Here is a 24980-nt window from a genome sequence, read left to right as displayed (position 1 = left end):
ACAGCAACTGGCAGCCGCCAGCGGCTGGGCCGGGCCCCGGAGGGGGACTTGCAGCGTCCCCTGCATGGCCCACCCGCCCGGCCAAGCGCGGCTTTTGCTTGTGAGCCTGACCGCCACGAGGGGCTCCGCCGTTGGCCGGACACCCCGCGACAAACCAGCACACGTGCGCAATCCCATCGAACGTCGGACAATGGAGTCCTTGGCGGCCCGCCACGCCGCCCCTCCCGCTTTCCGCTGCAAGGAACTCCCCCATGGCCGCCCGCAAGTCCTCCTCCCCCCTGATCGAAGTCACCGCCCGCCGCGGCCAGCCGCTGGGCATGGCACCGGCCACCTTCCTGCGTGACTTCTGGCAGAAACGCCCGCTGCTGATCCGCAATGCCTTCCCGGATTTCCAGACCCCGGTACAGCCGGAAGACCTGGCCGGCCTGGCCTGCGAAGAGGGCGTGCTGGCCCGCCTGATCGAGCACGACAAGGCCCAGGACGGCTGGCGCGTGCGCAGCGGCCCGTTCCAGGAAGACATCTTCCCCGCCCTGCCCGACCACGACTGGACCCTGCTGGTGCAGGACGTGGACAAATGGGACAAGGACGTGCGCGCCCTGATCGAACACTTCAGCTTCCTGCCGCGCTGGCGCATGGACGATGTGATGATCAGCTTCGCCGCTACCGGTGGCTCGGTCGGTGCCCATGTCGACCAGTACGACGTGTTCCTGCTGCAGGCCCACGGCCACCGCCGCTGGCAGATCGATGCCAGTGAATCGATCAAGGGCAAGCGCCCGCCGCTGGGCTTCCGCCCCGACGTGGAACTGAAGCTGCTGGAAGTGTTCAAGCCGACCCATGACTGGGTGCTGGCGCCGGGCGACATGCTGTACCTGCCGCCGAACGTGCCGCATCACGGCGTTGCCGAAGACCCGTGCCTGACGTTCTCGTTCGGCATGCGCGCACCGTCTTCGGCCGAGCTGATCAGTGACTATCTGGACACGTTGATCGCCGACGCCGACGAGAACATCCGCTACCAGGACGCCGACCTGAAGGCACCGGCCGACCCGAACGAGATCGACACCGTGGCGATGGCGCGGGTGATCACCGCGCTCAACGCCATCCGCATGAACGATCCGGACAAGCTGGGTGACTGGTTCGGCCGCTTCATCACCACCTACCGCGCCGCCGGCGAAGTGATGGCCCATCAGCCCGCGCCGCCGCAGGAAGAAGTGCTGGAGGCCCTGCAGTCGGGCCTGCTGCTGCAGCGTCACCCGTGGGCGCGCCTGGCCTGGCGCCGGGCCAAGCGCGGTGCCAGCCTGTATGTCAGTGGCCAGGACTTCGCCCTGCCGGTCAAGGACGCGCAGCGCCTGGCAGGTGCCGAGCAGCTCGACGCCGCCGCCTACCGCGGTCTGTCCGACAAGGGCCGTGCGGTGGTCCAGCAGTTGCTGGTCGGCGGCGTGTTCCAGCTGATCGATCCGAACGAGGTGTACGCCGACGAGGAGGAAGAGGTGCTGGGTGAAGTGATCGAGGGCCACGAGCAGGTCGAGGTGATCGAGGCTGACTCGATGTCCGATGACGTCCATCTGGTGACCGTGCACGACGACGGTATTGAAGTGATCGTCAACTTCGATGACCACGACGAAGACGACAGCGACGCCGGCCGCGGCTGAGCCATGAGCCCGCTGCGGGTCCAGCAGGTCAGTCACGCCGAGGCCCACGTCGCCATCCACGACGTGCGCCAGCGGGTGTTCGTGCAGGAACAGGGCATCGACGCCGCCCTGGAGCGCGATGCCCTGGACCCGGTCTGTGCCCACGTGCTGGCGCTGGATGCCGACGGGCATCCGGTCGGCACCGGGCGGCTGGCGCCGGATGGCCGCATCGGCCGCATGGCGGTGCTGGCGGCGTATCGCGGCCACGGCATTGGCGAGGCCCTGCTTGAGGCACTGGTGCAGGCCGGGCGCCAGCTCGGCCTGGCCGAGCTGCACCTGCATGCGCAGCTGCCGGCACGCGACTTCTACGCCCGCCAGGGGTTCCTTCCGGAAGGCCCCGAATTCGAAGAAGCCGGCATTGGCCACCAGCAGATGCGGCGCCGCCTGCAGGCCGTTTCCGCCATCGACAGCCGCGCTGAAGCGGTGGCGATCACCACGGCGATCATCCACCGCGCCCGCCGTCGATTGTGGCTGCACAGCCGGCAGCTGGACCCCGGCCTGCTGGATGCGCCACCGGTACAGGCGGCCCTGCGCCGCTTCGTCACCGCCCGCCACGACAAGCAGCTGCGGGTGATCGTGCATGACGCCGCAGCCATCGCCAGTGCCGGTGCGCCGCTGCTGGCGCTGTTCCAGCGCCTTCCCAGTGTGATCCAGTTCCGCGAGGTCGCCGATCCGATCGATCGCGCCCTGGCCTCGGCCTGCCTGCTCAACGATGCAGGCGACTTCTACTTTCGTCTCATCGGCCATCGCCTCGACGGCGAATCGGCAATCGCGCTGCCAGCACGTTCGCAGCCGTTCGAGCAGCAATTGCAGCGTGTCTGGGACCGTTCGCGCGAATGCAGCGAATTGCGCGCACTCGGCATCTGACCGCGACGGGGTGCGCTCAACCTGTCTGGGACCGACACCGGGGGACGCCCGATGCCCTCGTCGCTGCCCCTTCGTGTCCGGATGGGGGTACAATTTGGCCGTTTGAACGCGCCCGTGCATGGCTATTCATCTTCGTGCCGGGTCCTTCTGAAGCCATACCCCACAAAGCGAATCAGCACCCTCCATCGTGGACAATCAACTGAAGCAGTTTGCGCAATCTTCGCAACTCGCCGGCGGCAACGCCTCCTATGTCGAGGACCTGTACGAGCAGTACCTGGTCTCCCCGGATAGTGTCGATCCCAAATGGAAAACCTACTTCGACGGCTTCAAGGGCCGCGAAGCGGGCGACATTCCGCACTCGGCCGTCATTTCCCACATCGCGGACGCGGCCAAGGATGCGCTGAAAGCAGGCACCGGCACCGGTGCAGGCGATGAGCGCGAGCGCAATGTCGGTCGTCTGATCACCGCCTACCGTTCGCGTGGTCATCTGGACGCCCGCCTGGACCCGCTGGGCCTGGCCTCTCCGGTCAACACCCCGGACCTCGGCCTGCCCTTCCACAACCTGTCCGATGCTGACCTCAACAGCGAGTTCAGCACCGGCGGCGTGGGTGGCCAGCCGCGCATGAAGCTGCGTGACCTCCTGGCGCGCCTGAAGGCGACCTACACCGGTTCGATCGGTGCGGAGTTCATGCACATCTCCGAGGTCGAGCAGCGCCAGTGGATCTACAAGAAGCTGGAACTGGCCGGTGGCAACTACCAGCTGGACGCTGACACCCAGCGCCGCACGCTGGAGCGCCTGACCGCCGCCGAAGGCCTCGAGCGCTACCTGCACACCAAGTACGTCGGCCAGAAGCGCTTCTCGCTGGAAGGCGGCGACTCGCTGATCCCGATGATGGACACCATCATCCGCAGCGCCGGCAAGGATGGCGTCAAGGACGTGGTGATCGGCATGGCCCACCGCGGCCGACTGAACGTGCTGGTCAACACCCTCGGCAAGAACCCGCGCAAGCTGTTCGACGAATTCGAAGGCAAGTTCGAGCACGACGAGCACGCTTCGGCCGGCGATGTGAAGTACCACATGGGCTTCTCCGCCGACGTGGCCACCGAGGGTGGCCCGGTGCATCTGGCCCTGGCGTTCAACCCGTCGCACCTGGAAATCGCCGACCCGGTGGTTGCCGGCTCGGTGCGTTCGCGCCAGGAACGCCGCAAGGACACCGCGCGCAAGCAGGTGATGCCGATCCTGATCCACGGCGACGCGGCCTTCTCCGGCCAGGGCGTGGTCATGGAGCTGTTCCAGATGTCGCAGGCCCGCGGCTTCGCCGTTGGCGGCACCGTGCACATCGTGGTCAACAACCAGGTCGGCTTCACCACCTCCAATCCGCAGGACACGCGCTCCACGCGCTATGCCACCGACGTGGCGAAGATGATTGCCGCCCCGGTGCTGCACGTGAACGGCGATGATCCGGAAGCGGTGGTGTTCGCCGCGCAGCTGGCGTTCGAGTTCCGCCAGAAGTTCGCCAAGGACGTGGTCATCGACCTGATGTGCTACCGCCGTTGGGGCCACAACGAGGCCGACGAGCCGGCGATCACCCAGCCGCTGATGTACCAGGTGATCCGCAAGCACGCCACCACCCGCGAGATGTACGCCGAGCAGCTGGAAAAGGCAGGCGTGATCGCCGCCGGCGCCGGCAAGGCGATGGTCGATGCGTACCGCGAGAAGCTCGATGCCGGTGAAGTGACCACCGAGCTGGCCAAGGTCGAAAAGACCCCGCCGACCAGCCCGCTGTTCGTTGATTGGCCGAAGCTGCTGGAAGGCAAGCTGTCCGATCCGGTGTCGACGAAGGTCGACAAGGACAAGCTGGTCGCGCTGGCCAAGCTGATCAACACCGTGCCCGAAGAAGTGCAGCTGCACTCGCGCGTGTCCAAGGTGTACGACGACCGCCGCAAGATGGCTGCCGGCGAGATCCCGGGCGACTGGGGCTTTGCCGAGAACCTGGCCTACGCCACCCTGCTGGATGAAGGCAGTGCGCTGCGCCTGGTCGGCCAGGACGTCGGCCGCGGCACGTTCACTCACCGCCACGCGATCCTGCACGACCAGAAGACCGACAACTACTACCTGCCGCTGCGGCAGCTGGTGGATTCGCCGGAGAAGGCCACCGTCATCGATTCGCTGCTCAGCGAAGAAGCAGTGATGGCCTACGAGTACGGTTTCTCGACCACCGATCCGAACACCCTGTGCATCTGGGAAGGCCAGTTCGGCGACTTCGCCAACGGCGCCCAGGTGGTGATCGATCAGTTCATCGCCGCCGGCGAAGCAAAGTGGGGCCGCATCTCCGGCCTGACCCTGCTGCTGCCGCATGGCTATGAAGGTCAGGGCCCGGAACACAGCTCGGCGCGCCTGGAGCGCTTCCTGCAGCTGTGCGCGCTGGAGAACATGCTGGTGGTGGTGCCGTCGACCCCGGCGCAGGCCTTCCACATGCTGCGTCGCCAGCAGCACCTGACCACCCGCAAGCCGCTGGTGGTGATGTCGCCCAAGTCGCTGCTGCGCCACAAGCTGGCCGTGTCGACCCTGGACGAGCTGGCCAATGGCGAGTTCCAGCACCTGATCGGCGATGCCAATGCAGATGCCAAGAAGGTCAAGCGCGTGGTGCTGTGCTCGGGCAAGGTCTACTACGACCTGCTGGAAGACCAGACCAAGCGTGGCCAGGACGACGTGGCGATCATCCGCGTGGAGCAGCTGTACCCGTTCCCGCGTGCGCTGCTGGCTGCCGAACTGAAGAAGTACGGCAAGGCCACCGACGTGGTGTGGACGCAGGAAGAACCGCAGAACCAGGGCGCGTGGTACCAGATCCGCCACCACCTGCAGTTCTGCCTGGCCGATGGCCAGAGCCTGCACTACGCCGGTCGCGCACGTTCGGCTTCGCCGGCTGCCGGTCACATGGCTGACCACGTCCGCGAACAGCAGCAGCTGGTCGCCGATGCACTGGTCAACCCGTTCAACGACTCGTTCGCTGAATAACTCTCCCCCTATTTAGAAGACAAACCAGGAAGCTCCCGCATGGCCACCGAAGTCAAAGCCCCGGTACTGCCCGAATCCGTCGCCGACGGCACCATCGCCACCTGGCACAAGAAGGTGGGCGACGCCGTCAAGCGCGACGAAAACCTGCTTGACCTGGAAACCGACAAGGTCGTCCTGGAAGTGCCGTCGCCGGTCGATGGCGTGATCAAGGAAATCAAGTTCAAGGAAGGCGACACCGTCACTTCCAGCCAGGTCGTGGCGATCATCGAAGAAGGCGCCGTGGCTGCTGCACCGGCCCCGGCTGCCGAAGAGAAGAAGGCTGAGGCCGCTCCGGCCGCTGCTGCTCCGGCCGCCGCCGCTGCCCCGGCCCCGGCTGCCAAGTCGGCTGCCGACGCGCTGCCGCCGGGCGCCCGCTTCACCGCCATCACCGAAGGCGTGAACCCGGCCGACGTCGACGGCACCGGCCGTCGTGGCGCCGTCACCAAGGAAGACATCGTCAACTTCGCCCGCAACGGCGGCGCCGGCAAGGCCGGTGGCGCACGTCCGGAAGAACGCGTGCCGATGACCCGCATCCGCAAGCGCATCGCCGAGCGCCTGATGGAGTCGAAGAACTCCACCGCCATGCTGACCACTTTCAACGAAGTCGACCTGTCCAAGGTGTCGGCGGCGCGCAAGGAACTGCAGGACGAGTTCGTCAAGGCGCACGGCATCAAGCTCGGCTTCATGAGCTTCTTCGTGAAGGCCGCCGCCAACGCGCTGCAGCGCTTCCCGCTGGTCAATGCCTCCATCGACGGCGACGACATCATCTATCACGGCTACTCGGACATCTCGATCGCCGTGTCGACCGAGAAGGGCCTGGTCACGCCGGTGCTGCGCAACGTCGAGCGCATGTCGTTCGCCGACATCGAAAAGACCATCGCCGACTACGCCAAGAAGGCCCGTGACGGCAAGCTGAGCCTGGAAGAACTGCAGGGCGGCACCTTCACCGTGACCAACGGCGGCACCTTCGGTTCGCTGCTGTCGACCCCGATCATCAACCCGCCGCAGAGCGCCATCCTCGGCATGCACGCCATCAAGGAGCGCCCGATCGCCCAGAACGGCCAGGTCGTGATCGCGCCGATGATGTACCTGGCGCTGTCCTACGATCACCGCATCATCGACGGCAAGGACTCGGTGCAGTTCCTGGTGGACATCAAGAACCAGCTGGAAAACCCGGGCCGCATGCTGTTCGGCCTGTAAGAGACCTCCCGCCCCTCCGCGCCTGCGCGGAGGGGTTCTGGTAATGCAACAAGGACTATTTCAATGGCTGAACAATTCGACGTCGTCGTCATCGGTGCCGGCCCGGCCGGTTACCACGCTGCCATCCGCGCGGCCCAGCTTGGCCTGAAGACCGCCTGCATCGACGCAGCGCTGGGCAAGGACGGCAAGCCGGCCCTGGGTGGCACCTGCCTGCGCGTGGGCTGCATCCCGTCCAAGGCGCTGCTGGATTCCTCGCGCCAGTTCTGGAACATGGGCCACATCTTTGGCGACCACGGCATCAGCTTCAAGGATGCCAAGATGGACGTCGAAGCGATGGTTGGCCGCAAGGACAAGATCGTCAAGCAGTTCACCGGCGGCATCGCCATGCTGTTCAAGGCCAACAAGGTCGCCGCCTATTACGGCTTCGGCGAACTGCAGCCGGGCAACGTGGTCAAGGTCACCCAGCATGACGGCTCGGTCGTCGAGCTGAAGGGCACCAACGTCATCATCGCCGCCGGCTCGGATTCGATCGAACTGCCGTTCGCCAAGTTCGACGGCGAGACCATCGTCGACAACGTCGGCGGCCTGGACTTCACCGAAGTGCCGGCGCGCCTGGCCGTGATCGGCGCCGGTGTGATCGGCCTGGAACTGGGCAGCGTGTGGAAGCGCCTGGGTTCGGAAGTGACCATCCTGGAAGCGCTGCCGGACTTCCTGGCTGCGGCCGATACCGAAGTGGCCAAGACCGCCGCCAAGGAATTCAAGAAGCAGGGCCTGGACATCCGCCTGGGTGCCAAGGTCTCCAAGGCCGAAGTGACCGGCAAGGGCAAGAAGAAGGAAGTCGCCCTGACCTACACCGACGCCGAAGGCGAGAAGTCGCTGGTGGTGGACAAGCTGCTGGTGGCCGTCGGCCGTCGCGCCGCCACCAAGGGCCTGCTGGCCGAAGGTACCGGCGTCAAGATCAACGAGCGTGGCCAGATCGAAGTCGACGCGCACTGCCACACCGGCGTCAATGGCGTCTGGGCGGTCGGTGACTGCGTGCGCGGCCCGATGCTGGCGCACAAGGGCTTCGAGGAAGGCATCGCGGTTGCCGAACTGATCGCCGGCCTGCCGGGCCACGTCAACTTCGACACCATTCCGTGGGTCATCTACACCGAGCCGGAGCTGGCCTGGGTCGGCAAGACCGAGCAGCAGCTGAAGGCCGAGGGCATCCCGTACAAGGCCGGCAGCTTCCCGTTCGCCGCCAACGGCCGTGCCGTGGCGATGATCGAGCCGGCAGGCTTCGTGAAGGTTCTGGCCCACGCCGAAACCGATCGCATCCTGGGCATGCACCTGGTCGGCGCCAACGTGTCCGAGCTGGTGCACGAAGGCGTGCTGACCATGGAGTTCAGCGGTTCGGCCGACGACCTGGCGCGGATCTGCCACGCTCACCCGTCGCTGTCGGAAGTGGTGCACGACGCGGCGATGGCCGTGAGCAAGCGCGCGATCCACAAGGCGAACTGAGCCATCGGGTAGTGCCGGCCACTGGCCAGCGTTGCTGGATACGAAAAACCCCGCCTCGGCGGGGTTTTTTGTTGGCCGCTTGACCGCCCGCCTGCAACCCGGCCCAATGCAACCGGCCAGGACATGCTGTGGCCGCCGCCGATTTCCATGGAGCCGTACGATCATGCACCTGTCCCGCTTCTGCCGCCTGCCATTGCTGCTCGGCTTCGCCTTGGCCGGGTGCACTGCCACCCCAGCCAGAACCGACTACCGCGCAGCCGAGGTGCAGCCGGTCGAAGTGATGCCGCAACGCGATGGCGACGTGCTGATCCGCTACCACGTGCCTGCCGAGACGCTCTTCCACTCACCCGGCGCAGATGTGCGCACGGCCAGCGATGGCAGCCTGGAAGTATCCCTGCGGCGCTGTGGGATCAAGCAGCCCTGCACGGTGACCCATCCGGCGGCAGCCACCGCTGGGGCGCCGCTGCAGGTTGAATTCGTAGTGCGCCCGCGTGGCCGCATCATCATGGTCTACCGCGATCTGCGCGAACAGGTGTTCCCGGCACCGCCGGCCGCCGCGGCACCCTCATCCTGAAACCACCGCCGTACCGGCAGATGGCGGATCAACGCTGCATCGGCCGCGGCGCCGGCTTGGCGGCAGCCCTCTTCGGCGGATCGTCACAGATGCGGTGCTGGACGACCGTTTCCCCTGCCTTCCACTCCTTCACCACCCGGCAGGATTCCTTGGGCGCATCCTCTGCAGTCGCGGCGGTGGCGGCCAAAGCAGGATCATGCCCGCGCTCCAGGTAGGCCGACGGCGGCTCCTTGGCGGACGCGGGCGCCGCCACCAGCAGCGCCACCATCGCAATGACGCGCGACCTCATGCGGTCACCGGGCCGCCGCCCAGCAGGCGTGCCGGCAGCATGAACAGCGCGCGCAGGAAGGCGAACAGTGCCGAGAAGGTGATGCCGAGCAGGCGGAACGGCAGGCTCAGCAGCCACACGAACGGCCAGGCGACCAGCGCCAGGATCGCCAACGGCCAGCACAGCACGAACAGCAGGCACCAGACACCAAGCGCAAACAAGGTCTTCATCAGAGGCTCCCTCGGCGGCACCCCGCCGCCTGCAACCACGTTGCTGCCCCGCCCTGTCGCCCGCAAACGGTTTGCGACGAAACCCGGTTGGGGGGCGATGAAACCTGCCGCTGGGGAGCAGATCCGCCGGGCATGGCCCGGCGCTACCGTAACGCCGTCGGCGCTATTCGAACGAACCGACCGAGTCGTGGGCCAGGTTGTCGAAACGGGTGTATTCGCCGAAGAACTTCAGCTTGCACGAGCCGGTGGGGCCACCGCGGTGCTTGCCGATGATGATCTCGGCCAGGCCCTTGTCCGGCGAATTTTCCTTGTTGTAGTAATCGTCGCGGTAGATGAAGACGATCATGTCCGCATCCTGCTCGATTGCGCCCGATTCGCGAAGGTCGGCCATCACCGGGCGCTTGTCGGTACGTGTTTCCAGCGAGCGGTTGAGCTGGGACAGTGCAATGACCGGCACGTGCAGTTCCTTGGCCAGGCCCTTCAGCGAACGCGAGATCTCGGAAATTTCGGTCGCGCGGTTCTCGCTGTTGCCCGGCACGCTCATCAGCTGCAGGTAGTCGATCACGATCAGGCCCAGGTCGTGCTCGCGCTTGAGGCGGCGGCACTTGGAACGCAGGATCTCCGGCGACACGCCCGGCGTATCGTCGATGAAGATCTTGGTTTCCTTCAACATCTTGATCGCACCGGTTACCCGGCTCCAGTCCTCGTCCTCCAGCTGGCCGGTACGCAGGCGCTGCGCGTTGATGCGGCCATTGGACGAGATCAGGCGCATCGCCAGCTGCGATGCGGACATTTCCATCGAGAACACTGCCACGCCCTTCTTCGACTTGATCGCCGCGTACTCGGCGATGTTCAGGGCGAAGGTGGTCTTACCCATCGCAGGACGCGCGGCAAGGATGATCAGGTCGGTCGGCTGCAGGCCGGCGGTCATCGCATCGAAATCGGTATAGCCGGTCGGCAGGCCGGTGATGTTGCCGCCATTCTCGAAGCGGTTGCGCAGCTCTTCGAATGCGTCCTTCAACGCACCGGGCATGGCCACGAAGTCGGTACGGCCGCGCGCGCCCTGCTCGGCGATGGCAAATACGCTCTTTTCCGCGGCGGACAGCAGCTCGCTGCTGTCGCGCCCCTCGGGCTGGAAACCATCGTTGACGATGTCGGTGCCGACCTGGATCAGCTGCCGCAGCACCGCCTTGTCGCGCACGATCTCGGCATAGGCCACGATATTGGCCGCCGACGGCGTGGTGCTGGCCAGTTCGATCAGATAGGCGCCATCGCCCACCAGCTCCATCTTGCCCTGCGATTCGAACCACTCGCCCAGGGTCACCGCATCGAAGGGGCGCTCGCGCTCGGACAACTCGCGGATCGCCCGGTAGATCATCTGGTGGTCGCGGCGGTAGAAGTCACCCTCGGTCAGCTGGTCGTTGACCCGGTCGTAGGCCTCCGGTGCCAGCATCAGGCCACCCAGCACCGCCTGTTCGGCCTCCACCGAGTGCGGCGGCACGCGCAACTGGTCGATACGCGATTCATCGCGATCGCGATCGAAGCCATCGCCGCGCTCTCTGCGGTTGGAACGGAAGCCGGAACGGGCGGACATGCTGCGGTGTTTCCTGCAAAAGGGGCCAGACGAGTGTAGGCATGCGCCGAGCCCGGCGGCCATGGACAAACCTGTGGATAAGCCGTGGAAGAACGGGGGATATCCGCCTGAGCCTGTCCAGACTGGCGCGAGGGCGTCGCATTGCCTGCGACGGGCGTCGTTGCGACGCCCGAAGCGGACCATTATCGCAGATGGGAACCGCCGCTGCTGGCGTCAATCGCCCTTGGCATGTACCGCGATCAGGGCCAGGAACCGGTCCACATAGCCTTGCAGGAACGTCTGCGTGCCCTCGTTGTGGATCGTGCCGTCAGCATCGATCAGGCCATCCTTGAAGTGGATGAACGCCTCGGGCTGGCCAAGCACGTGCATGTCCAGGAAGGCCAGGCTGTTGCGCAGGTGCTGCTGGGCCACCGCCGTGCCGATCTGGCCGATGGAAGCGCCGATCACCGCCGCTGGCTTGCCCGCAAAAGCGCTGTCGCCGTAGGGCCGCGAGCCGATGTCGATGGCATTCTTCAACACGCCCGGCACGGAACGGTTGTACTCGGGGGTCACGAACAGCACGGCGTCAGCCACGCGTACCTGGTCCTTCAGGCGCGTGCCCTGCGCCGGGTAGCTGGCGTCGAAATCCTGGTCGTACAGCGGCAGGTCGCCGATCTGCACGTACTGGAAGCGCGCCTTGTCGCCGGCCAGCTTCTCCAGCGCGTGCGCCAGCTTGCGGTTGCAGGATTCCTTGCGCAGGCTGCCGACGAATACAGCAATGGTGGGGACGGACATCAGGACATACTCCTCACGGTGCGAGAGGGCCAGCCTAGCCGCCGCGCCCTTCCCTGCCGGTGAAGATCAATCGCGCTTCACGCCTGCACGCATCTGCCGCCAATGGTCCTGCCAGGCCTGGAACATCAGCACGTTCCACAGGTGCGTGTGCCACTTGCGCTGGCCGCCCAGGAACTGCTGCCACAGTGGCTGCACGGCGGCGGCCGACAGCACGCCTTCGCGTTCCAGTCGCGCCGGCTGCAACAGTTCGTCCGCCCAGGGCTTCAGATCGCCCTTCAGCCAATCACTGACCGGTGCGCCGAATCCACGCTTGGGCCGGTGCACCATCGACTGCGGCACGTACCGCCCCAGCACGCGCTTGAGCAGCACCTTGCTGGTCGACTCACTGCGCTTGAAGCCCAGCGGCAGCGACCAGGCGAACTCGGCCACGCGCCAGTCCAGCAAGGGCGCACGTGCCTCCAGGCTGACCGCCATCGAGGTGCGGTCGACCTTGCACAGCAGATCGTCGGGTAGATAGCTGACGAAGTCGGCCAGCATCATCGCGTCGGCCGGCGTACCGGCACCATGCAGCGGATCGGCCAGATCGTAGAAGCTGCCCGCCTCGCGTGCACCGATCACCGCGGCCGCCGGATCGCGCCAGCGCGAGATGCGGTTGCGATACACATCGCCGATGCCACGTGCGCCGGTTTCGGCCAGCAACGCGGCCAGCCCGCCGGTGCGCGACGCCTCGCCCTGCTGGTGCGCACGCGCCCCCATCCAGCGCCGCAGCGGCGCGGGCACCCGTCCCAGCATCTGCCAGTTGCGCAGCGCGCGCACATAGCGGGTATAGCCGAAGAACAGCTCATCGCCGCCATCGCCGGACAGTGCGACGGTCACGCCCTGGCGGGCGAGGCGGGCGACCAGCGCGGTCGGCACCTGCGAGGCATCGGCAAAGGGTTCGTCGAACATTGCCGGCAGCTGCGGCACCACCGCCAGCGCATCGGCGCCACTGACATACAGCTCGGTGTGATCACAGCCAAGGTGGGTAGCCAGTTCCCTGGCCAACGGTGCCTCATCGTGGTGCGAGCCGCTGAAGCCGATGCTGAAGCTGTGCACCGGCTGCCCGCTCTGCGCCTGCATCAGCGCCGCCACCAGCGACGAATCGGTGCCGCCGGACAGGAACACGCCCACCGGCACATCGGCAACCATGCGCAGCGCCACGGCATCGCGCAGCAGGCCATCCAGCTGCTCCTCGGCCTCCTCGATGCGGCCCTGGAACGGTGCGGCCAGTGCCGCCTGCATGCGCGCGCGCGCGTCCCAGTACGGACGCTGCGCCTGCTCAGGGCGATGTGCGCTGGCCCCAGCCGCCACCGCCGCCGCATCCAGCCGCAGCACGCGCCCGGGCATCAGCTTGTAGCAGCGCTGGTGGATGCTGTGCGGTGCCGGGATGTAATCCAGCCGCAGCAGCAGCGTCAGCGCATCGCGGTCGATATCGTTGTCGAAATCCGGGTGCTGCCACAGCGCCTTCAGCTCCGAGCCGAACACCAGGGCATCACCGGCCCAGCCGTAGTACAGCGGCTTCTTGCCGACCCGGTCGCGGGCCAGCCACAGGCACTGTTCCTGGCGGTCCCACAGGGCGATGGCGAACATGCCGTTGGCGCGCTGCAGGGTGTCCTCGACGCCCCACTGCAGGATCGCGGCCAACAGCACCTCGGTATCGGAATGGCCACGGAACGCATGCCCCAGCGGCTCCAGTTCGGCGCGCAGCGTGGCGAAGTTGTAGACCTCGCCGTTGTAGGCCATCACATAGCGGCCGTCGGCCGAGGCCATCGGCTGGTGGCCCAGCGGTGAAAGATCGAGGATGCTCAGGCGCCGGTGGGCCAGGGCAATGCCAGCGGCGGCATCGACCCAGGTACCGCCGTCATCCGGCCCGCGATGGTGCAGCGCCTGGCCCATGGCCAGCGCCTGCGCCTGCAGGACCTCGGCCGGCGTCTGTGCCGCCGGCAACAACATACCTGCCAATCCACACATGCATCAGGGTTCCTGCGCCAGGTCGAGGGCGGCGCCAATCACCGCATTGTCGCTTGGAAGCCCGAACATTGCTGCCCCCGCCAGCGGCGTATAGGTATCGGCACCGCAGACCCGGCGCACGGGCAGGTGGCCATGGCCGGCCTCGACCAGCGCGGTGATCACGCCCTCGCCGACGCCCCCGCTCTGGCGCCCTTCATCCAGCACCAGCACCCGTTGCGCGGTGGCGGCCTGGGCGCCGATGAAGGCCGCATTCAACGGCACCAGCCAGCGCAGGTCGACCACACGCACCTGCCAGCCCAGCTGCTGCTCGATGGCGACCGCTGCGCGCAGCGCCATCGGCACACCGTTGCCATAGGTGAAGATCACCAGATCGCTGGCATCCGGCGCATACACCCTGCCCTCGCCCAGCACCAGCGCCTGCCCGGGTGCGGGGTAGTCGAACAACCACTGGCCGTCGCCGGCCGCGTGCAGATCCTTGGTCATGTACAGGGCGATCGGTTCAAGGAACACCGCTACCCGACCATCCACGCGGGCCAATGCCGCCAATGCGCGCAGCATCATCACCGCATCATCGCCACGCGACGGACAGCCCACCACCAGCCCCGGGATGTCACGCAGCGCCGTGATCGAATTGTCGTTGTGGAAATGGCCGCCGAACCCCTTCTGGTAGCCCAGCCCGGCCACCCGTACCAGCATCGGGTTGCGGAACTGGTCGTTGGAGAAGAACTGCAGCGAGCAGGCCTCGCCACGTACCTGGTCGATGGCGTTGTGCAGGTAGGCCAGGTACTGGATTTCCGGAATCGGCAGCATGCCCATGTTGGCCAGCCCCTGGGCCATGCCCAGGATCATGGTTTCGTCCAGCAGCGTGTTGAACACCCGGCGCGGGCCGAAACGGCGCAGCAGGTCGCGCGTCACCGTGTAGACGCCGCCTTTCTGCGCCACGTCCTCGCCAAACAACAGCGCCTGCGGGTACTTGCCCAGCAGCTCCTGCAGCGCATGGTTGATCTGTATCGCCAGATGCCGCGGCGGTTGCCGTTCGGGCAGCGCATCGGCGCCGCCGTACAGTGCCTGCCGGGCCTCGATGGGCGCCACGCGCTCGGCCTCGGCCTGCACCGCTGCGGGCGTATAGGGTGCCAACGGCGTGATCACTTCCTGCAATGTCTGCAGCTTCGGCCGCGAATCGGCATCGATGGCGGCGGCCATGCAGCGCGCGCGCAGGGTTTCATAGGCGGCCTCGACGCCCGCCGCATCCATCCAGCCCGATTCCAGCGCGATCTGCGCCGAGCGCAGCAGCGGGTCCTGCGCCTCGGCCGCGCACAGCTCGGCCAATGCGCGCCATTCCACTTCGAAGTCGGTACCGGCGTGGCCCATCAACCGCGTGGTGCGCAGGTGCAGGAAGGTGGGCCGACGCATGCGCCGGCAATGCTCGACCGCCGCCTGCACCTGCGCGTGTCCGGCCGCCAGGTCCAGGCCATCGGCAAAGAAATAGTCCAGGCCCGGTTGCCGGCTGAAGCGCTCTGCGATCCATCCTTCAGGGGTCTTCACCGAAATACCCAGGCCGTTGTCCTCGCAGACGAACAGGATCGGCACCGGCAGTTTCTGGTAGGCCGACCACATCGCGGTATTGAACGCGGTCTGCGCGGTGGCATGGTTGGCCGAAGCATCGCCGAAGGAGCACATCACGATGCTGTCGGCGGGAATCGGCAGCGGCTGGCTCAGGCGCCTGCCACTCTCGATCGCCAGCGCGGTACCCACCGCCTTGGGCAGGTGCGAGGCGATGGTCGAGGTCTGCGGCAGCACCCACAGCGGCTTGCTGCCCCACACTTTGTGACGGCCGCCGCTGGCCGGATCATCGGCACTGGCGGCGAAGGACAGCGCGGCGTCGCGCACCGGATCCATGCCGGGCACCAGCCGCGCACGCTCGGCCATGAAGGCGCCGGAACGGTAGTGCAGGAAGGCGGGGTCGGTGTGGCGGCAGGCGCGCGCAAGCAGCGCGTTGCCTTCATGACCGGACGAGCCGATGGTGTAGAAGACCTTGTTCTGCACGCGCAGCACGCGCGCCATCAGGTCGAGCTGGCGACTGAGCAGCTGCGATTCGAACAGTTCGCCGAAGGCGGCGGCGGTGAGGGTGCTGCCCGGCAGGATCGGCGCATCCGGCGCCTGGCGCGGACGCGGGATGCCGCGCCAGGCGCGTACGGCCTCGAGGAAATTGACGTCACAGACCTCGGCGCGATTGAGACCGCGCATGCGCGCGGGAATGGGATCAGGAACCACAGCGAACATCGAACACCCTCCGTGTCGTTGTTGCAGACCGTAACGCCAAGGCTGCCCGACCCTTCCGCTGGTCGAGCACGCCCGACGCTGCAGGGGAATCAATCCGGTGCGTTGAACCGCGCGCGCACCTCGGCGGTCACCGCAGGCATGGGCACGAAGCGAGGCTGCGCTCGCACCCGCTGCAACCAGGCCCCCACCTGCGGGAATGGATCCAGTGCGATGCCACCGTCGGCGGCGACATCGGAATAGGCAAACAAGGCGATATCGGCGATACCGTAGTCATCGCCGGTGAACCACTGCGCCTGGCTCAGATGCTGCTCCATCACCGCCAGCGCGCTGGCAGCGCGCTCATGCAGGCGCGGCAGTTCAGCACGGCGTGGCGAGTCGGCCGGTGTCCAGCCGCGGATGAAGCGTGCCACCGCCACGCAGGGTTCATGCGTGTACTGCTCGAAGAACATCCAGCTCAATGCCTGCGCACGCTGCCAACCGTCGGCGGGAAGATACGGCGTCCCCTCGGCCAGCCAGAACAGGATCGCATTGGACTCGGTCAGCACGCGGCCGTCGTCGCGCACGATCAACGGCACCTTGGCATTGGGGTTGAGGGCAAGAAATTCCGCTGTATGGGTCTGGCCGTGGGCGCTGTCCACCTCCACCCAGCGGTAGCGGCTGCCGAGCTGTTCCAGCAGCAGGCGCACCTTGTGGCAATTGCCCGAGACCGACATGCCATGCACCGTCAACGCAATGCGTTCTTCCACCATTGCCTGCTCCAGGGAGGTCCCGGCCTGCAGCCGGCTGTCCGCAGTCTGGCAAGCAGCTTGGCGATTGCCAAGCGCGGGTGCAGCATGGCGATTCGGTTGTGCCGGCCGCTGGCCGGCAACCTCGATGCAGCTGGATTCGTGCGAATGCCGGCCAGCGGCCGACACTACCGGGCAGCGCTCAGCGTGCGCGCTGTTGCCACTGCCCGCGCGATTGCCCCCAGATTTCAAGCGGCTTGCCTTCATAGGGCGGTGGCAACTGCCCCATGCGCAGCAGCGTACTGCCGAGCTTGCGTGCAACCACCTTCGAATTTTCGTTGTCTTCGGCGATGGTGTGGATCACCTCGTCCCAACCCAACGTATCGAACGCCCAGTCGATGGCTGCGATCGCCGCCTCCGGTGCGTAGCCCTTGCCCCAGCTGGCCCGTCGGATGCTCCAGCCGACCTCGGTGCCGGGCCAGTCCTGCGGCTGCCACGGCCCCATGCGACCGATCCATTCACCGCTGGATTTCTCGATCACGCTGAACATCGAGAAGCCGAACAGCTGCCATGCGCCGGCCAGGCTGCAGAAGCTGCGCCATGCCACCGAGGGTGCCTGCACACCGCCCAGCGTGCGCATCACCTCCTCATCGGCGCAGAACGCCAGATAGGGGGCGTAGTCCTGCCGCTGCGGCGGACGCAGGATCAGGCGTTCGGTTTCGATGCGCAGGTCAAAGATGCTCATGGCGTCATGGTAGAGCCACACCACGCGTGGATGAACCCCACCCATAAAAAAACAGGCCAGCAGAGGCTGGCCTGTTCGTTACCGATGTTGCCGGAGAATTACTGACGGTTCGCGGTCGCGTCGCCGGCTGCAGCCGTCTGGGTGACCAGCTGCCCATCCACCACCGGCAGGCGATCGCTGGCCGGCTTGTTGTCCATACGCACGGTCTTCTCTGCGCCGTCGTAGCGGTAGGTCACGTTGTAGCCCTTGACCACGTCACTGGTGCCCATGGCAATGCGGTTGCCCGGCTTGCTGCCCATGCGCATGGTGCCGGTGGTGCCGTCTTCATTGCGGTAGGTCACGTTGTAGCCGGTGACACGGCTCGACTCGGAGGTCGCAGTTTCGGTGTGGCACTGGCGCTCGGTGCGGTTGACCACGCGGCCACCCACATGGCGCTTGTCGACCTGGTTGCCGATGAAGCCACCGGCCACGGCACCGGCAGCGGTCGCGGCCTTCTTGCCATTGCCGCCGCCCACCTGGTTGCCCAGCAGGCCACCGACCACGGCACCGACCACGGTGCCACCGACGTTGCCGTCACGCTCGGGCAGGCGTTCCTGCACCACCACGTCCTGGCAGACCTCATGCGGGGTCTGGGTGGTGGACGTCTCGCGTACCGGATCGGTGCCGATCACGGTGGCATAGGCCTTCTGCTTCTCGGTGATCGGATCGACCTTCAGCACATCGGCGTATTCCAGGCCACGCGGCGCACTGGCGTCCACTGCGTCGCCACGTGCGCCATCGTCGGTGGCATTGCCATCGACCAGGCGCGATTCACTCGGGTTTCCGGCGCTCAGCTGCTCCGGCGACTTGTCGCCGCTCTTCATGAAGGCGGCGGTGGCGATACCACCGACCAGCAGCGCGCCCGCTGCGACCAGGACAGTTGTAGTTGTGCTTTTCATGACCTGCTCCTTGCGGACCGTCCGCAACGTTCTCAGGCCAGATTGCAGCATGCGGTGCCTGAACGGAATCTCCACATTTCCTGCTCACCGCCGTAACCCATTCAGCATCTGGAAATGCTGGGCCCGTGGTAGCGTTTGCACATTCCCCAGGAGGACCTCCGCCATGGCCAACCCGATGCTGCTGCCGGTCCTGCAATGGGCACGCCGGCTGCGCTACCCCACCCTGTTCAAGCTGACCGCGGGCCTGTTCGCGCTGACCCTGTTCATCCCCGACCCGATTCCGTTCGTCGACGAACTGATGCTGGGCTTTGGCACCCTGCTGCTGGCCAACTGGAAGAGCCGCAGCGCGACCACGCCACCGCCCCTGGAGCAGCGTTGAACCTGCTGGTCGACAGCCACTGCCACCTGGATGCCAGCGAATTCGACGTTGACCGCGAGGCGGTCATCGAGCGCGCACGCGCTGCCGGCGTGCAGTGGCAGGTGGTTCCGGCGGTCACTGCGGCCAGCTGGCCAAAGCTGCGCGAGGTCTGCCAGCAGGCGACGGGGCTCTACCCCGCCTATGGCCTGCACCCGATGTTCCTGGACCAGCACCGGCCAGAACACCTGCCGCAGCTGCGTGAATGGATCGAACAGGAGCAGCCCTGCGCGATCGGCGAATGCGGGCTGGATTTCTTCGTCGAGGGCCTGGATGCCGAGGTCCAGCAGGACTATTTCCTCGGCCAGCTGACGCTGGCGCGCGAGTTTGACCTGCCGGTGATCGTGCATGCCCGCCGTGCAGTGGATGCGGTGATCACCGCGATCCGCCGCATCGGTGGCCTGCGCGGGGTGGTGCACAGTTTTTCCGGCAGCCCGGAACAGGCCGCACAATTGCACAAGCTGGGATTCCTGCTTGGCCTGGGCGGACCGTTGACCTACGAGCGAGCGCAGCGCTTGCAGCGGCTTGTCCGCACGATGCCACTGGAGCAGTTGCTGCTGGAGACCGATGCGCCGGACCAGCCCGACGCGGGTATCCGTGGCCAGCGCAATGAGCCGGCGCGGCTGGCGGTCATCGCCCGCCACATCGCCGCACTGCGCGGGATGGAACTGGATGCAGTGGCGCAGGCCACCACGGACAACGCACGGCGGCTGTTCAACCTGCCCACCTGACCGGTAGCGCCGGGCCATGCCCGGCGGCATTGTGCTGGTCGCGCTGTGCGCTCGCCGGGCCTGGCCCGGCGCTACCGATCACGCGTCGGCGTGATCCTCGGGCACTTCGGCCTTCACCTTCTTCGGCTCCAGCAGCATCTCCAGCGCCTTGCCCACGGCCGCGAACGCAAACGCGCCGGTGATGTGGGTGGCCGCGCCCAGGCCGGCGCCGCAATCGAGCTTCAGGGCCGCATCCGCGCCCAGGTTCGGCCGCAGGCCACAGACGCTGCCGTCGGCCTGCGGATATTTCACGTTTTCCAGCGAATACACCGCCGGCACGCCGAAATAGCGCTTGGCATTCTTCGGGAAGTTGAATTCGCTGCGCAGCTTCTTGCGGATCAGCGCCAGCATCGCGTCATGCTCGGTGCGCGAGACATCGCGGATGCGAACCAGGGTGGGATCGGTACGGCCGCCAGCCGCGCCGACGGTCAGCAACGGCAGCTTGCGGCGGCGGCACCAGGCGATGGTTTCCACCTTCACCCGGAAGCTGTCGCAGGCATCGATCACCAGGTCGAAACCGCGGTCCAGCAGTTCGGCCATGTTGGCCGGGGTCAGGAACGCCTGCACGGCGTCGACCTCGATCTGCGGATTAATCGCCCGGCAGCGCTCGGCCATGGCCTCGGCCTTGTTGCGGCCGTAGTTGCCTTCCAGCGCCGGCAGCTGGCGGTTGGTATTGGATACGCAGATGTCATCGGCATCGATCAGGGCCAGATGGCCCACCGCCGAGCGCGCCAGCGCCTCCACCACCCACGAGCCGACGCCGCCCATGCCGACCACGGCAACACGGCTGCCCTGCAGGCGCTCGAGCGCGCCGACGCCATACAGCCGTTCAATACCGGCGAAGCGTTGTTTGACCTGTTCGTTCATCCAGCTATTTTAACGTGCAGGTCCCCTGACTACAGCACGACGACGCCGAACCCACCGTTGCACGCCCGGAGCGCCCGCCATGAGTGCCAGCCCACCCCGCCGCCCGTCCACCGCCTACCGCTATCTGTTAGTGCTCGGCCTGGGCCTGCTGATCGGCCTGATTGCCACGGTGATGGTCGGCCGCGCACTGCAGGCACGCCGCGATCCGTTCCCGGACAGCCTGATGCAGGTAATGCAGCGGCAGGCGGATCTGCTGCAGCAGGCTCAGCAGCAGAACCGCTGCAGCCTGGCCGACAGCGTCCCGCGCTTGCAGGTGCTGCGCCTGCTGTCCAACGATCTGGACCAGGCCTTCCCCGGATTGAAGGACAGCCGGCAGTTCCAGCAGCACGCCAGCCAGTACCGGGCCGATCTCAATGCGGCATTGGCCAGCCCGCCCATCGACTGCAACGCGTTGGCGCAGCAGGTCCAGGCACTGCAGGACGATTGCCGGGCCTGTCATCAGGACTTCCGCTGATTCATCTTCGAGTGGGCGAAGGCCGAGGTGGTTGGCGCCTTGTTCACGTTGGAAAGAGGAGGATTCGCTCACCCTGCTGCATGACGCAGTACCACCCAACGCACCCGCCTTCACGGCCAGGAGATGCCCCATGAAGATCCAGCTCATCGCCGCCAGTGTCATCGCAACCGTCGGCCTGGCCGGCTGTGCCACCTCGCCGGGCTACGGCGGTGGTGGTTACAACAACGGCTACAACAACGGCGGCTACGGCAACAACTCCGGTTACAACCAGGGCCGTTGCGCCGACTGCGGCATCGTCACCCGCATCAATGCCGTGCAGTCCGGCCGTACCGCGCCTTCCGCCACCGGCGCGATCCTCGGCGGCATCGTCGGCGCGGTTGCCGGCCATGAGATCTCCGACCACACCGGCGGCAGCCGCGGCAACAAGAACATCGCCGCCGCCGCTGGCGCCGTGGGTGGCGCATTGGCGGGCAACCAGATCCAGAAGAACGTCACCAGCGATACGTATGACATCAGCGTGCGCATGGATGACGGCCGCACCATCGTGGTCAACCAGCGCGACCTCGGCGGCATCCGCGAAAACACCTATGTCCGCGTGGTCAACGGCAAGGTCATCCTGCGCTGAACCGCAGCGGGCCCCGGCCGATCAGAACCGGAGCAACAAAAAAAGGCCCGCTTGCGCGGGCCTTTTTCATGCCGGCAAGCGGCAGGTATTACGCCGGCTGGACCTTGTCGGCCTGCAGGCCCTTCTGGCCCTGCACCACTTCAAAGCTCACAGCCTGGCCTTCCTTGAGGCTCTTGAAGCCCTGGGTCTCGATGGCACGGAAGTGCACGAACACATCCTCGCCATTCTGCCGGCTGATGAAGCCGAAGCCCTTGGCATCATTGAACCACTTCACGGTACCGTTCTCGCGATCAGCCATCTCACTAACTCCCTTTGACTCTCTACTTGTTGTTGGATACGCCTGTTGGGCGGCTGACAAGCAAGGGGGAAGCGAGGTGCATCGATGCAGCGGATCGGAACGATCTTGCTTCATCAGGCCACGATCCACGGTGACCTTGCCAAGCTCAGCGACTGCAACTTAACCCGACCAAAACGAAAAAGCAACTGGCAAAAACCTTTCACTGTCAACCCCAAAAAGACAACCATACTGGACAGCATGGACCTCTCATTCATCTTGTATCTGCTAGCGGTCATTTTTGTCCTCATCGGCATCGCCGGTATCGTCCTGCCGGCCCTGCCGGGCATCCCGCTGGTCTTCATCGGGCTGGTGCTGGGGGCCTGGGCAGACGGCTTCGTCCACGTCGGCTGGCCCACCCTGCTGATCCTCGGCGTGCTGACCGCGCTGTCGCTGCTGGTCGACGTGCTGGCGACCGTGGTTGGCGCCAAGCGCGTGGGCGCCAGCCGCAAAGCGCTCTGGGGCACCTTCATCGGCAGCATCGTCGGCCTGTTCTTCATGCCGATCGGATTGTTCGCCGGGCCGTTGCTGGGCGCGCTGCTGGGCGAGTACTGGCATACCCGCGAGCTCGGCCGCTCGACCAAGGTCGGGCTGGCCACGTGGCTGGGCATCCTGCTGGGCCTGGCGCTGAAGCTGGCGCTGGTGATCGCGATGCTGGGCCTGTTCGCCTTCGCCTGGTTCCTGTGAGGCATGCTTCCTTCACGCAGCGCGCACGCACACGCCGGGCATAAACCCGTGGGGCTGGCCGTTACCGGATGCAGCCGCCACACTGTCCCTCTTTCCGCATTCATTCCGAAGGGCCTGCTGCAATGACCCTCTCTCCGTTGTTTCCCCGTCTTGCACCGCTGGCGTTGGCCCTGGCCAGCGCGCCACTGGCAGCGCAGGAATTCGCGCCCAGCGCCGAGGCCTCGCCGGCCGCCTGCGCAGCCATCACGACCGATGCTGCCCGTCTGGCCTGCTACGACCGCCAGTTCGGGCGCACGCCTCAGGCCACCGCCGAAGCTGATGCGGCCGCCGAAGCCGCCGCACAGGCACGTCGCGAGCAGCGCGACACCACGCGGGTGAGCCAGGGCGAGGAGAAGCTGCGCGAGCGTGTCAGCGATCTGTTCCGGTCCGAAGCGCCGGACAGCGCACTTGCCAATGCCGGCCGCGGTTCGCTGCTGGACAGCCGCTGGGAACTGGCCGAGGACTCCAAGCTGGGCCCGTTCCAGCTGCGCGCGTACAAGCCTGTCTACCTGCTGCCGGCATTCTGGACCAGCGACCGCAACACCATGCCGCACTCGCCGAACCCGGCCAACAGCGTGACCACCCCGCAGGTGCTGGACAGCGCTGAGCTGAAGTTCCAGATCAGCTTCAAGACCAAGATCGCCGAGAACCTGTTCGGCGACAACGGCGATATCTGGGCGGGCTATACCCAGAGTTCGCGCTGGCAGGCCTACAACGGCGAGGACTCGCGCCCGTTCCGCGAGACCAACTACGAGCCGGAAGTGATGATGGTGTTCCGCAACGGCTACTCGATCGGTGGCTGGCGTGGGCGGATGACCGGCATCAGCCTCAACCACCAGTCCAACGGCCGTGCCGATCCGCTGTCGCGCAGCTGGAACCGGGTGATCCTCAACGTCGGCCTCGACCGCGAGAACTGGGCACTGGTGCTGCGCCCCTGGTACCGCATTCCCGAGACCCGCAGCGACGACAACAACCCGGACATCGAGGACTACATGGGCCGCGGCGACGCGACCCTGACCTGGAACCACAAGGGTCACGAGGTCTCGTTGATGGCACGTCATTCGCTGCGCACCGGTGACCGCTCGCACGGCGCGCTGCAGCTGGACTACGGCTTCCCGATCAGCAACCTGCTGCGTGGCCATGTGCAGATCTTCGACGGCTATGGCGAGAGCCTGATCGATTACAACCACAAGGCGACCTACGTCGGCGTGGGCGTGTCCCTGCTGGAGTGGTTCTGATGGATGTGACGATCTGGCACAACCCCGCGTGCAGCAACTCGCGCGGGGCGCTCCAGCTGATCCGCGACGCCGGTTTCGAGCCGGTGGTGATCGACTATCTCGGCAGCCCGCCCGACGTGGCCACGCTGCGCCAGGTACTGGCCGAATCCGGCCTGGCCGCGACCGGGCTGGTGCGCAGCAAGGAACCCGAGTTTGCCGCACTGGGTCTGCAGGGAAGCGATGACGACGCCCTGCTGGCCGCGATGGCCACCCACCCACGGCTGATCAACCGCCCGGTGGTACGCACCGCGAAGGGTACCCGCCTGTGCCGCCCCCCGGAAACGGTGCTGGAGATCCTGTAACCCGCCCCGCTTTGGTAGAGCCGAGCCATGCTCGGCTCTACAGAACGGGTTACCGCCAGTCGGTGATGCCTTCGCGGCGATAGACCTCGGCGAACGCCGGGCGCGCCTTCAGGCGATCCGCATACGCCTTCAATACCGGCCAGTGGTCGCTGGGGGTGGGCATGTTGCGTGACCAGCGCATCAACATCACCAGCATGAAATCGACCACGCCCGGCGCATCGCCGAGCAGGTAGGGACCGCCGTCCTGCAGGTGTGCGGCAACGTGCTGCCACGCTGCCTCCAGCTGCTGCCGTGCCATCGTACGCACGGCCTCGATGCACTCGCCACCCGCTGCTTCATGCGGATAGAACCAGGCGCGGTAGGCCGGCTGCACGGTGTTGGCGCACCAGAACATCCAGCGATAGGCCTCGCCGCGTGCCGGCGTGCCGACGACAGGCAACAACCCTGCCTGCGGATGACGGTCTGCCAGATACAGCGCGATCGCGGCCGCCTCGGTCAGTACATGGCCGTCGATCAACAGGGTCGGCACCCTGCCCGCCGGATTGAGCGCCAGGTAGCCAGCTGATTTGTGCTCGCGCGTTTCGAAATCGAGCAGCACCAGTTCGTGCTCGATGCCGAGCTCGATCAGCAGCCAATGCACCACCAGCGAGGCGGTGCTGGTGGAACCATACAAGGTGGTGCGCATAGGACCTGTCC

The 24980-nt window shown here is 66.4% G+C and carries 25 protein-coding genes; 13 read left to right on the top strand and 12 right to left on the bottom strand.

Annotated elements, in window-relative coordinates:
• Nucleotides 1–251: 251 nt before the first annotated feature.
• The 6 genes from BW38_RS00180 (at nt 252) to BW38_RS21310 (ending at nt 8887) form a co-directional block, all read left to right on the top strand.
• Nucleotides 252–1649 (top strand): cupin domain-containing protein, encoded by a 1398-nt coding sequence (locus BW38_RS00180; RefSeq protein ID WP_032978877.1) that lies wholly within the window; start codon nt 252–254, stop codon nt 1647–1649.
• Between the two features lie 3 nt (nt 1650–1652).
• A complete protein-coding gene (locus tag BW38_RS00185; RefSeq protein WP_032978874.1) occupies nt 1653–2555 on the top strand; it encodes a GNAT family N-acetyltransferase in 903 nt (300 codons plus the stop codon).
• Nucleotides 2556–2742: 187 nt separating this feature from the next.
• Nucleotides 2743–5574 carry a 2-oxoglutarate dehydrogenase E1 component gene (locus BW38_RS00190; protein WP_032978870.1) on the top strand — a complete coding sequence of 944 codons (2832 nt, stop codon included), beginning with the start codon at nt 2743–2745 and terminating at the stop codon, nt 5572–5574.
• 39 nt (nt 5575–5613) lie between these two features.
• Nucleotides 5614–6813, top strand: coding sequence for a dihydrolipoyllysine-residue succinyltransferase (sucB, locus tag BW38_RS00195; protein WP_025876796.1), 1200 nt, complete (start codon nt 5614–5616; stop codon nt 6811–6813).
• Nucleotides 6814–6876: 63 nt separating this feature from the next.
• Nucleotides 6877–8313, top strand: coding sequence for a dihydrolipoyl dehydrogenase (gene lpdA / locus BW38_RS00200; protein ID WP_032951934.1), 1437 nt, complete (start codon nt 6877–6879; stop codon nt 8311–8313).
• Nucleotides 8314–8476: 163 nt separating this feature from the next.
• Nucleotides 8477–8887 (top strand): hypothetical protein, encoded by a 411-nt coding sequence (locus BW38_RS21310; RefSeq protein WP_051585183.1) that lies wholly within the window; start codon nt 8477–8479, stop codon nt 8885–8887.
• Between the two features lie 28 nt (nt 8888–8915).
• Here BW38_RS21310 and BW38_RS00205 read toward each other — a convergent pair whose 3' ends face one another.
• The 9 genes from BW38_RS00205 to BW38_RS00245 form a co-directional block, all read right to left on the bottom strand.
• Entirely contained in the window at nt 8916–9176 is a 261-nt protein-coding gene (locus BW38_RS00205) for a hypothetical protein (protein WP_032978867.1), read from the bottom strand.
• Nucleotides 9173–9385 carry a hypothetical protein gene (locus BW38_RS00210; RefSeq protein WP_025876788.1) on the bottom strand — a complete coding sequence of 71 codons (213 nt, stop codon included), beginning with the start codon at nt 9383–9385 and terminating at the stop codon, nt 9173–9175. Before BW38_RS00210 ends, BW38_RS00205 begins: the two co-directional genes overlap by 4 nt.
• A gap of 163 nt (nt 9386–9548) precedes the next feature.
• Nucleotides 9549–10979 carry a replicative DNA helicase gene (locus BW38_RS00215; protein WP_025876786.1) on the bottom strand — a complete coding sequence of 477 codons (1431 nt, stop codon included), beginning with the start codon at nt 10977–10979 and terminating at the stop codon, nt 9549–9551.
• A 213-nt stretch (nt 10980–11192) separates the two neighbouring features.
• A complete protein-coding gene (locus BW38_RS00220) occupies nt 11193–11753 on the bottom strand; it encodes an NAD(P)H-dependent oxidoreductase (RefSeq protein WP_032978864.1) in 561 nt (186 codons plus the stop codon).
• Nucleotides 11754–11819: 66 nt separating this feature from the next.
• A complete protein-coding gene (asnB, locus tag BW38_RS00225; RefSeq protein WP_032978861.1) occupies nt 11820–13763 on the bottom strand; it encodes an asparagine synthase (glutamine-hydrolyzing) in 1944 nt (647 codons plus the stop codon).
• A gap of 3 nt (nt 13764–13766) precedes the next feature.
• Complete coding sequence (locus BW38_RS00230; protein WP_032978857.1) at nt 13767–16046, bottom strand: thiamine pyrophosphate-dependent enzyme; 2280 nt, start codon at nt 16044–16046, stop codon at nt 13767–13769.
• An 89-nt stretch (nt 16047–16135) separates the two neighbouring features.
• Nucleotides 16136–16795: a glutathione S-transferase family protein gene (locus BW38_RS00235; RefSeq protein ID WP_032978854.1), complete on the bottom strand. Its 660-nt coding sequence runs from the start codon at nt 16793–16795 to the stop codon at nt 16136–16138.
• Nucleotides 16796–16973: 178 nt separating this feature from the next.
• The gene (locus tag BW38_RS00240; protein ID WP_032978851.1) at nt 16974–17516 is read right to left on the bottom strand and encodes a GNAT family N-acetyltransferase; all 543 of its coding nucleotides are present in this window, start codon (nt 17514–17516) and stop codon (nt 16974–16976) included.
• A gap of 98 nt (nt 17517–17614) precedes the next feature.
• On the bottom strand, nt 17615–18454 hold the full coding sequence (locus tag BW38_RS00245; RefSeq protein ID WP_025876774.1) for a glycine zipper 2TM domain-containing protein: 840 nt from the start codon (nt 18452–18454) through the stop codon (nt 17615–17617).
• A 163-nt stretch (nt 18455–18617) separates the two neighbouring features.
• Between BW38_RS00245 and BW38_RS00250 the strand changes: the two genes are divergently transcribed.
• On the top strand, nt 18618–18833 hold the full coding sequence (locus tag BW38_RS00250; RefSeq protein WP_025876772.1) for a DUF6116 family protein: 216 nt from the start codon (nt 18618–18620) through the stop codon (nt 18831–18833).
• On the top strand, nt 18830–19600 hold the full coding sequence (locus tag BW38_RS00255) for a TatD family hydrolase (RefSeq protein ID WP_032978848.1): 771 nt from the start codon (nt 18830–18832) through the stop codon (nt 19598–19600). Before BW38_RS00250 ends, BW38_RS00255 begins: the two co-directional genes overlap by 4 nt.
• Nucleotides 19601–19678: 78 nt before the next feature.
• On the opposite strand, the gene BW38_RS00260 is transcribed toward BW38_RS00255, so the two are convergent.
• Nucleotides 19679–20506, bottom strand: a complete 828-nt coding sequence (locus BW38_RS00260) for a tRNA threonylcarbamoyladenosine dehydratase (RefSeq protein ID WP_032978845.1) — start codon at nt 20504–20506, stop codon at nt 19679–19681.
• 79 nt (nt 20507–20585) lie between these two features.
• Between BW38_RS00260 and BW38_RS00265 the strand changes: the two genes are divergently transcribed.
• Complete coding sequence (locus BW38_RS00265; protein ID WP_032978842.1) at nt 20586–21020, top strand: cytochrome c; 435 nt, start codon at nt 20586–20588, stop codon at nt 21018–21020.
• Nucleotides 21021–21150: 130 nt separating this feature from the next.
• Nucleotides 21151–21645, top strand: a complete 495-nt coding sequence (locus BW38_RS00270; protein WP_032978839.1) for a glycine zipper 2TM domain-containing protein — start codon at nt 21151–21153, stop codon at nt 21643–21645.
• Between the two features lie 88 nt (nt 21646–21733).
• On the opposite strand, the gene BW38_RS00275 is transcribed toward BW38_RS00270, so the two are convergent.
• Nucleotides 21734–21943: a cold-shock protein gene (locus BW38_RS00275; RefSeq protein WP_025876765.1), complete on the bottom strand. Its 210-nt coding sequence runs from the start codon at nt 21941–21943 to the stop codon at nt 21734–21736.
• Nucleotides 21944–22180: 237 nt separating this feature from the next.
• Between BW38_RS00275 and BW38_RS0121055 the strand changes: the two genes are divergently transcribed.
• The 3 genes from BW38_RS0121055 to arsC all read left to right on the top strand — a co-directional run bounded on the left by BW38_RS0121055 (nt 22181) and on the right by arsC (nt 24284).
• Nucleotides 22181–22666, top strand: coding sequence for a DUF456 domain-containing protein (locus tag BW38_RS0121055; protein WP_032978837.1), 486 nt, complete (start codon nt 22181–22183; stop codon nt 22664–22666).
• Between the two features lie 122 nt (nt 22667–22788).
• Entirely contained in the window at nt 22789–23943 is a 1155-nt protein-coding gene (locus tag BW38_RS00280; protein ID WP_032978835.1) for a phospholipase A, read from the top strand.
• Nucleotides 23943–24284, top strand: coding sequence for an arsenate reductase (glutaredoxin) (gene arsC / locus BW38_RS00285; RefSeq protein WP_032978833.1), 342 nt, complete (start codon nt 23943–23945; stop codon nt 24282–24284). Before BW38_RS00280 ends, arsC begins: the two co-directional genes overlap by 1 nt.
• 49 nt (nt 24285–24333) lie before the next feature.
• Here the strand turns inward: arsC and BW38_RS00290 are convergent, their stop codons facing one another.
• Nucleotides 24334–24969, bottom strand: a complete 636-nt coding sequence (locus BW38_RS00290; protein ID WP_032978831.1) for a glutathione S-transferase family protein — start codon at nt 24967–24969, stop codon at nt 24334–24336.
• Nucleotides 24970–24980 lie beyond the last annotated feature (11 nt).

This window comes from Stenotrophomonas sp. RIT309, from assembly GCF_000632045.1.
GTDB lineage: Bacteria > Pseudomonadota > Gammaproteobacteria > Xanthomonadales > Xanthomonadaceae > Stenotrophomonas > Stenotrophomonas indicatrix.
Note: the sequence above shows the minus strand (reverse complement) of the source record. Positions and strands in the feature narration are given on the sequence as shown.

Excerpts from the sequence above, each read along its gene's own strand:
- BW38_RS00245 (WP_025876774.1), bottom strand. The coding sequence starts at position 18,454 with ATGAAAAGCACAACTACAACTGTCCTGGTCGCAGCGGGCGCGCTGCTG.
- BW38_RS00215 (WP_025876786.1), bottom strand. The coding sequence starts at position 10,979 with ATGTCCGCCCGTTCCGGCTTCCGTTCCAACCGCAGAGAGCGCGGCGAT.
- BW38_RS00185 (WP_032978874.1), top strand. The coding sequence starts at position 1,653 with ATGAGCCCGCTGCGGGTCCAGCAGGTCAGTCACGCCGAGGCCCACGTC.
- BW38_RS00205 (WP_032978867.1), bottom strand. The coding sequence starts at position 9,176 with ATGAGGTCGCGCGTCATTGCGATGGTGGCGCTGCTGGTGGCGGCGCCC.
- BW38_RS00220 (WP_032978864.1), bottom strand. The coding sequence starts at position 11,753 with ATGTCCGTCCCCACCATTGCTGTATTCGTCGGCAGCCTGCGCAAGGAA.
- lpdA (WP_032951934.1), top strand. The coding sequence starts at position 6,877 with ATGGCTGAACAATTCGACGTCGTCGTCATCGGTGCCGGCCCGGCCGGT.
- BW38_RS21310 (WP_051585183.1), top strand. The coding sequence starts at position 8,477 with ATGCACCTGTCCCGCTTCTGCCGCCTGCCATTGCTGCTCGGCTTCGCC.
- BW38_RS00250 (WP_025876772.1), top strand. The coding sequence starts at position 18,618 with ATGGCCAACCCGATGCTGCTGCCGGTCCTGCAATGGGCACGCCGGCTG.
- arsC (WP_032978833.1), top strand. The coding sequence starts at position 23,943 with ATGGATGTGACGATCTGGCACAACCCCGCGTGCAGCAACTCGCGCGGG.
- BW38_RS00265 (WP_032978842.1), top strand. The coding sequence starts at position 20,586 with ATGAGTGCCAGCCCACCCCGCCGCCCGTCCACCGCCTACCGCTATCTG.
- BW38_RS00260 (WP_032978845.1), bottom strand. The coding sequence starts at position 20,506 with ATGAACGAACAGGTCAAACAACGCTTCGCCGGTATTGAACGGCTGTAT.
- BW38_RS00210 (WP_025876788.1), bottom strand. The coding sequence starts at position 9,385 with ATGAAGACCTTGTTTGCGCTTGGTGTCTGGTGCCTGCTGTTCGTGCTG.
- sucB (WP_025876796.1), top strand. The coding sequence starts at position 5,614 with ATGGCCACCGAAGTCAAAGCCCCGGTACTGCCCGAATCCGTCGCCGAC.
- BW38_RS00275 (WP_025876765.1), bottom strand. The coding sequence starts at position 21,943 with ATGGCTGATCGCGAGAACGGTACCGTGAAGTGGTTCAATGATGCCAAG.
- BW38_RS00290 (WP_032978831.1), bottom strand. The coding sequence starts at position 24,969 with ATGCGCACCACCTTGTATGGTTCCACCAGCACCGCCTCGCTGGTGGTG.
- BW38_RS00280 (WP_032978835.1), top strand. The coding sequence starts at position 22,789 with ATGACCCTCTCTCCGTTGTTTCCCCGTCTTGCACCGCTGGCGTTGGCC.
- BW38_RS00235 (WP_032978854.1), bottom strand. The coding sequence starts at position 16,795 with ATGGTGGAAGAACGCATTGCGTTGACGGTGCATGGCATGTCGGTCTCG.
- BW38_RS0121055 (WP_032978837.1), top strand. The coding sequence starts at position 22,181 with ATGGACCTCTCATTCATCTTGTATCTGCTAGCGGTCATTTTTGTCCTC.
- BW38_RS00270 (WP_032978839.1), top strand. The coding sequence starts at position 21,151 with ATGAAGATCCAGCTCATCGCCGCCAGTGTCATCGCAACCGTCGGCCTG.
- asnB (WP_032978861.1), bottom strand. The coding sequence starts at position 13,763 with ATGTGTGGATTGGCAGGTATGTTGTTGCCGGCGGCACAGACGCCGGCC.
- BW38_RS00180 (WP_032978877.1), top strand. The coding sequence starts at position 252 with ATGGCCGCCCGCAAGTCCTCCTCCCCCCTGATCGAAGTCACCGCCCGC.
- BW38_RS00240 (WP_032978851.1), bottom strand. The coding sequence starts at position 17,516 with ATGAGCATCTTTGACCTGCGCATCGAAACCGAACGCCTGATCCTGCGT.
- BW38_RS00230 (WP_032978857.1), bottom strand. The coding sequence starts at position 16,046 with ATGTTCGCTGTGGTTCCTGATCCCATTCCCGCGCGCATGCGCGGTCTC.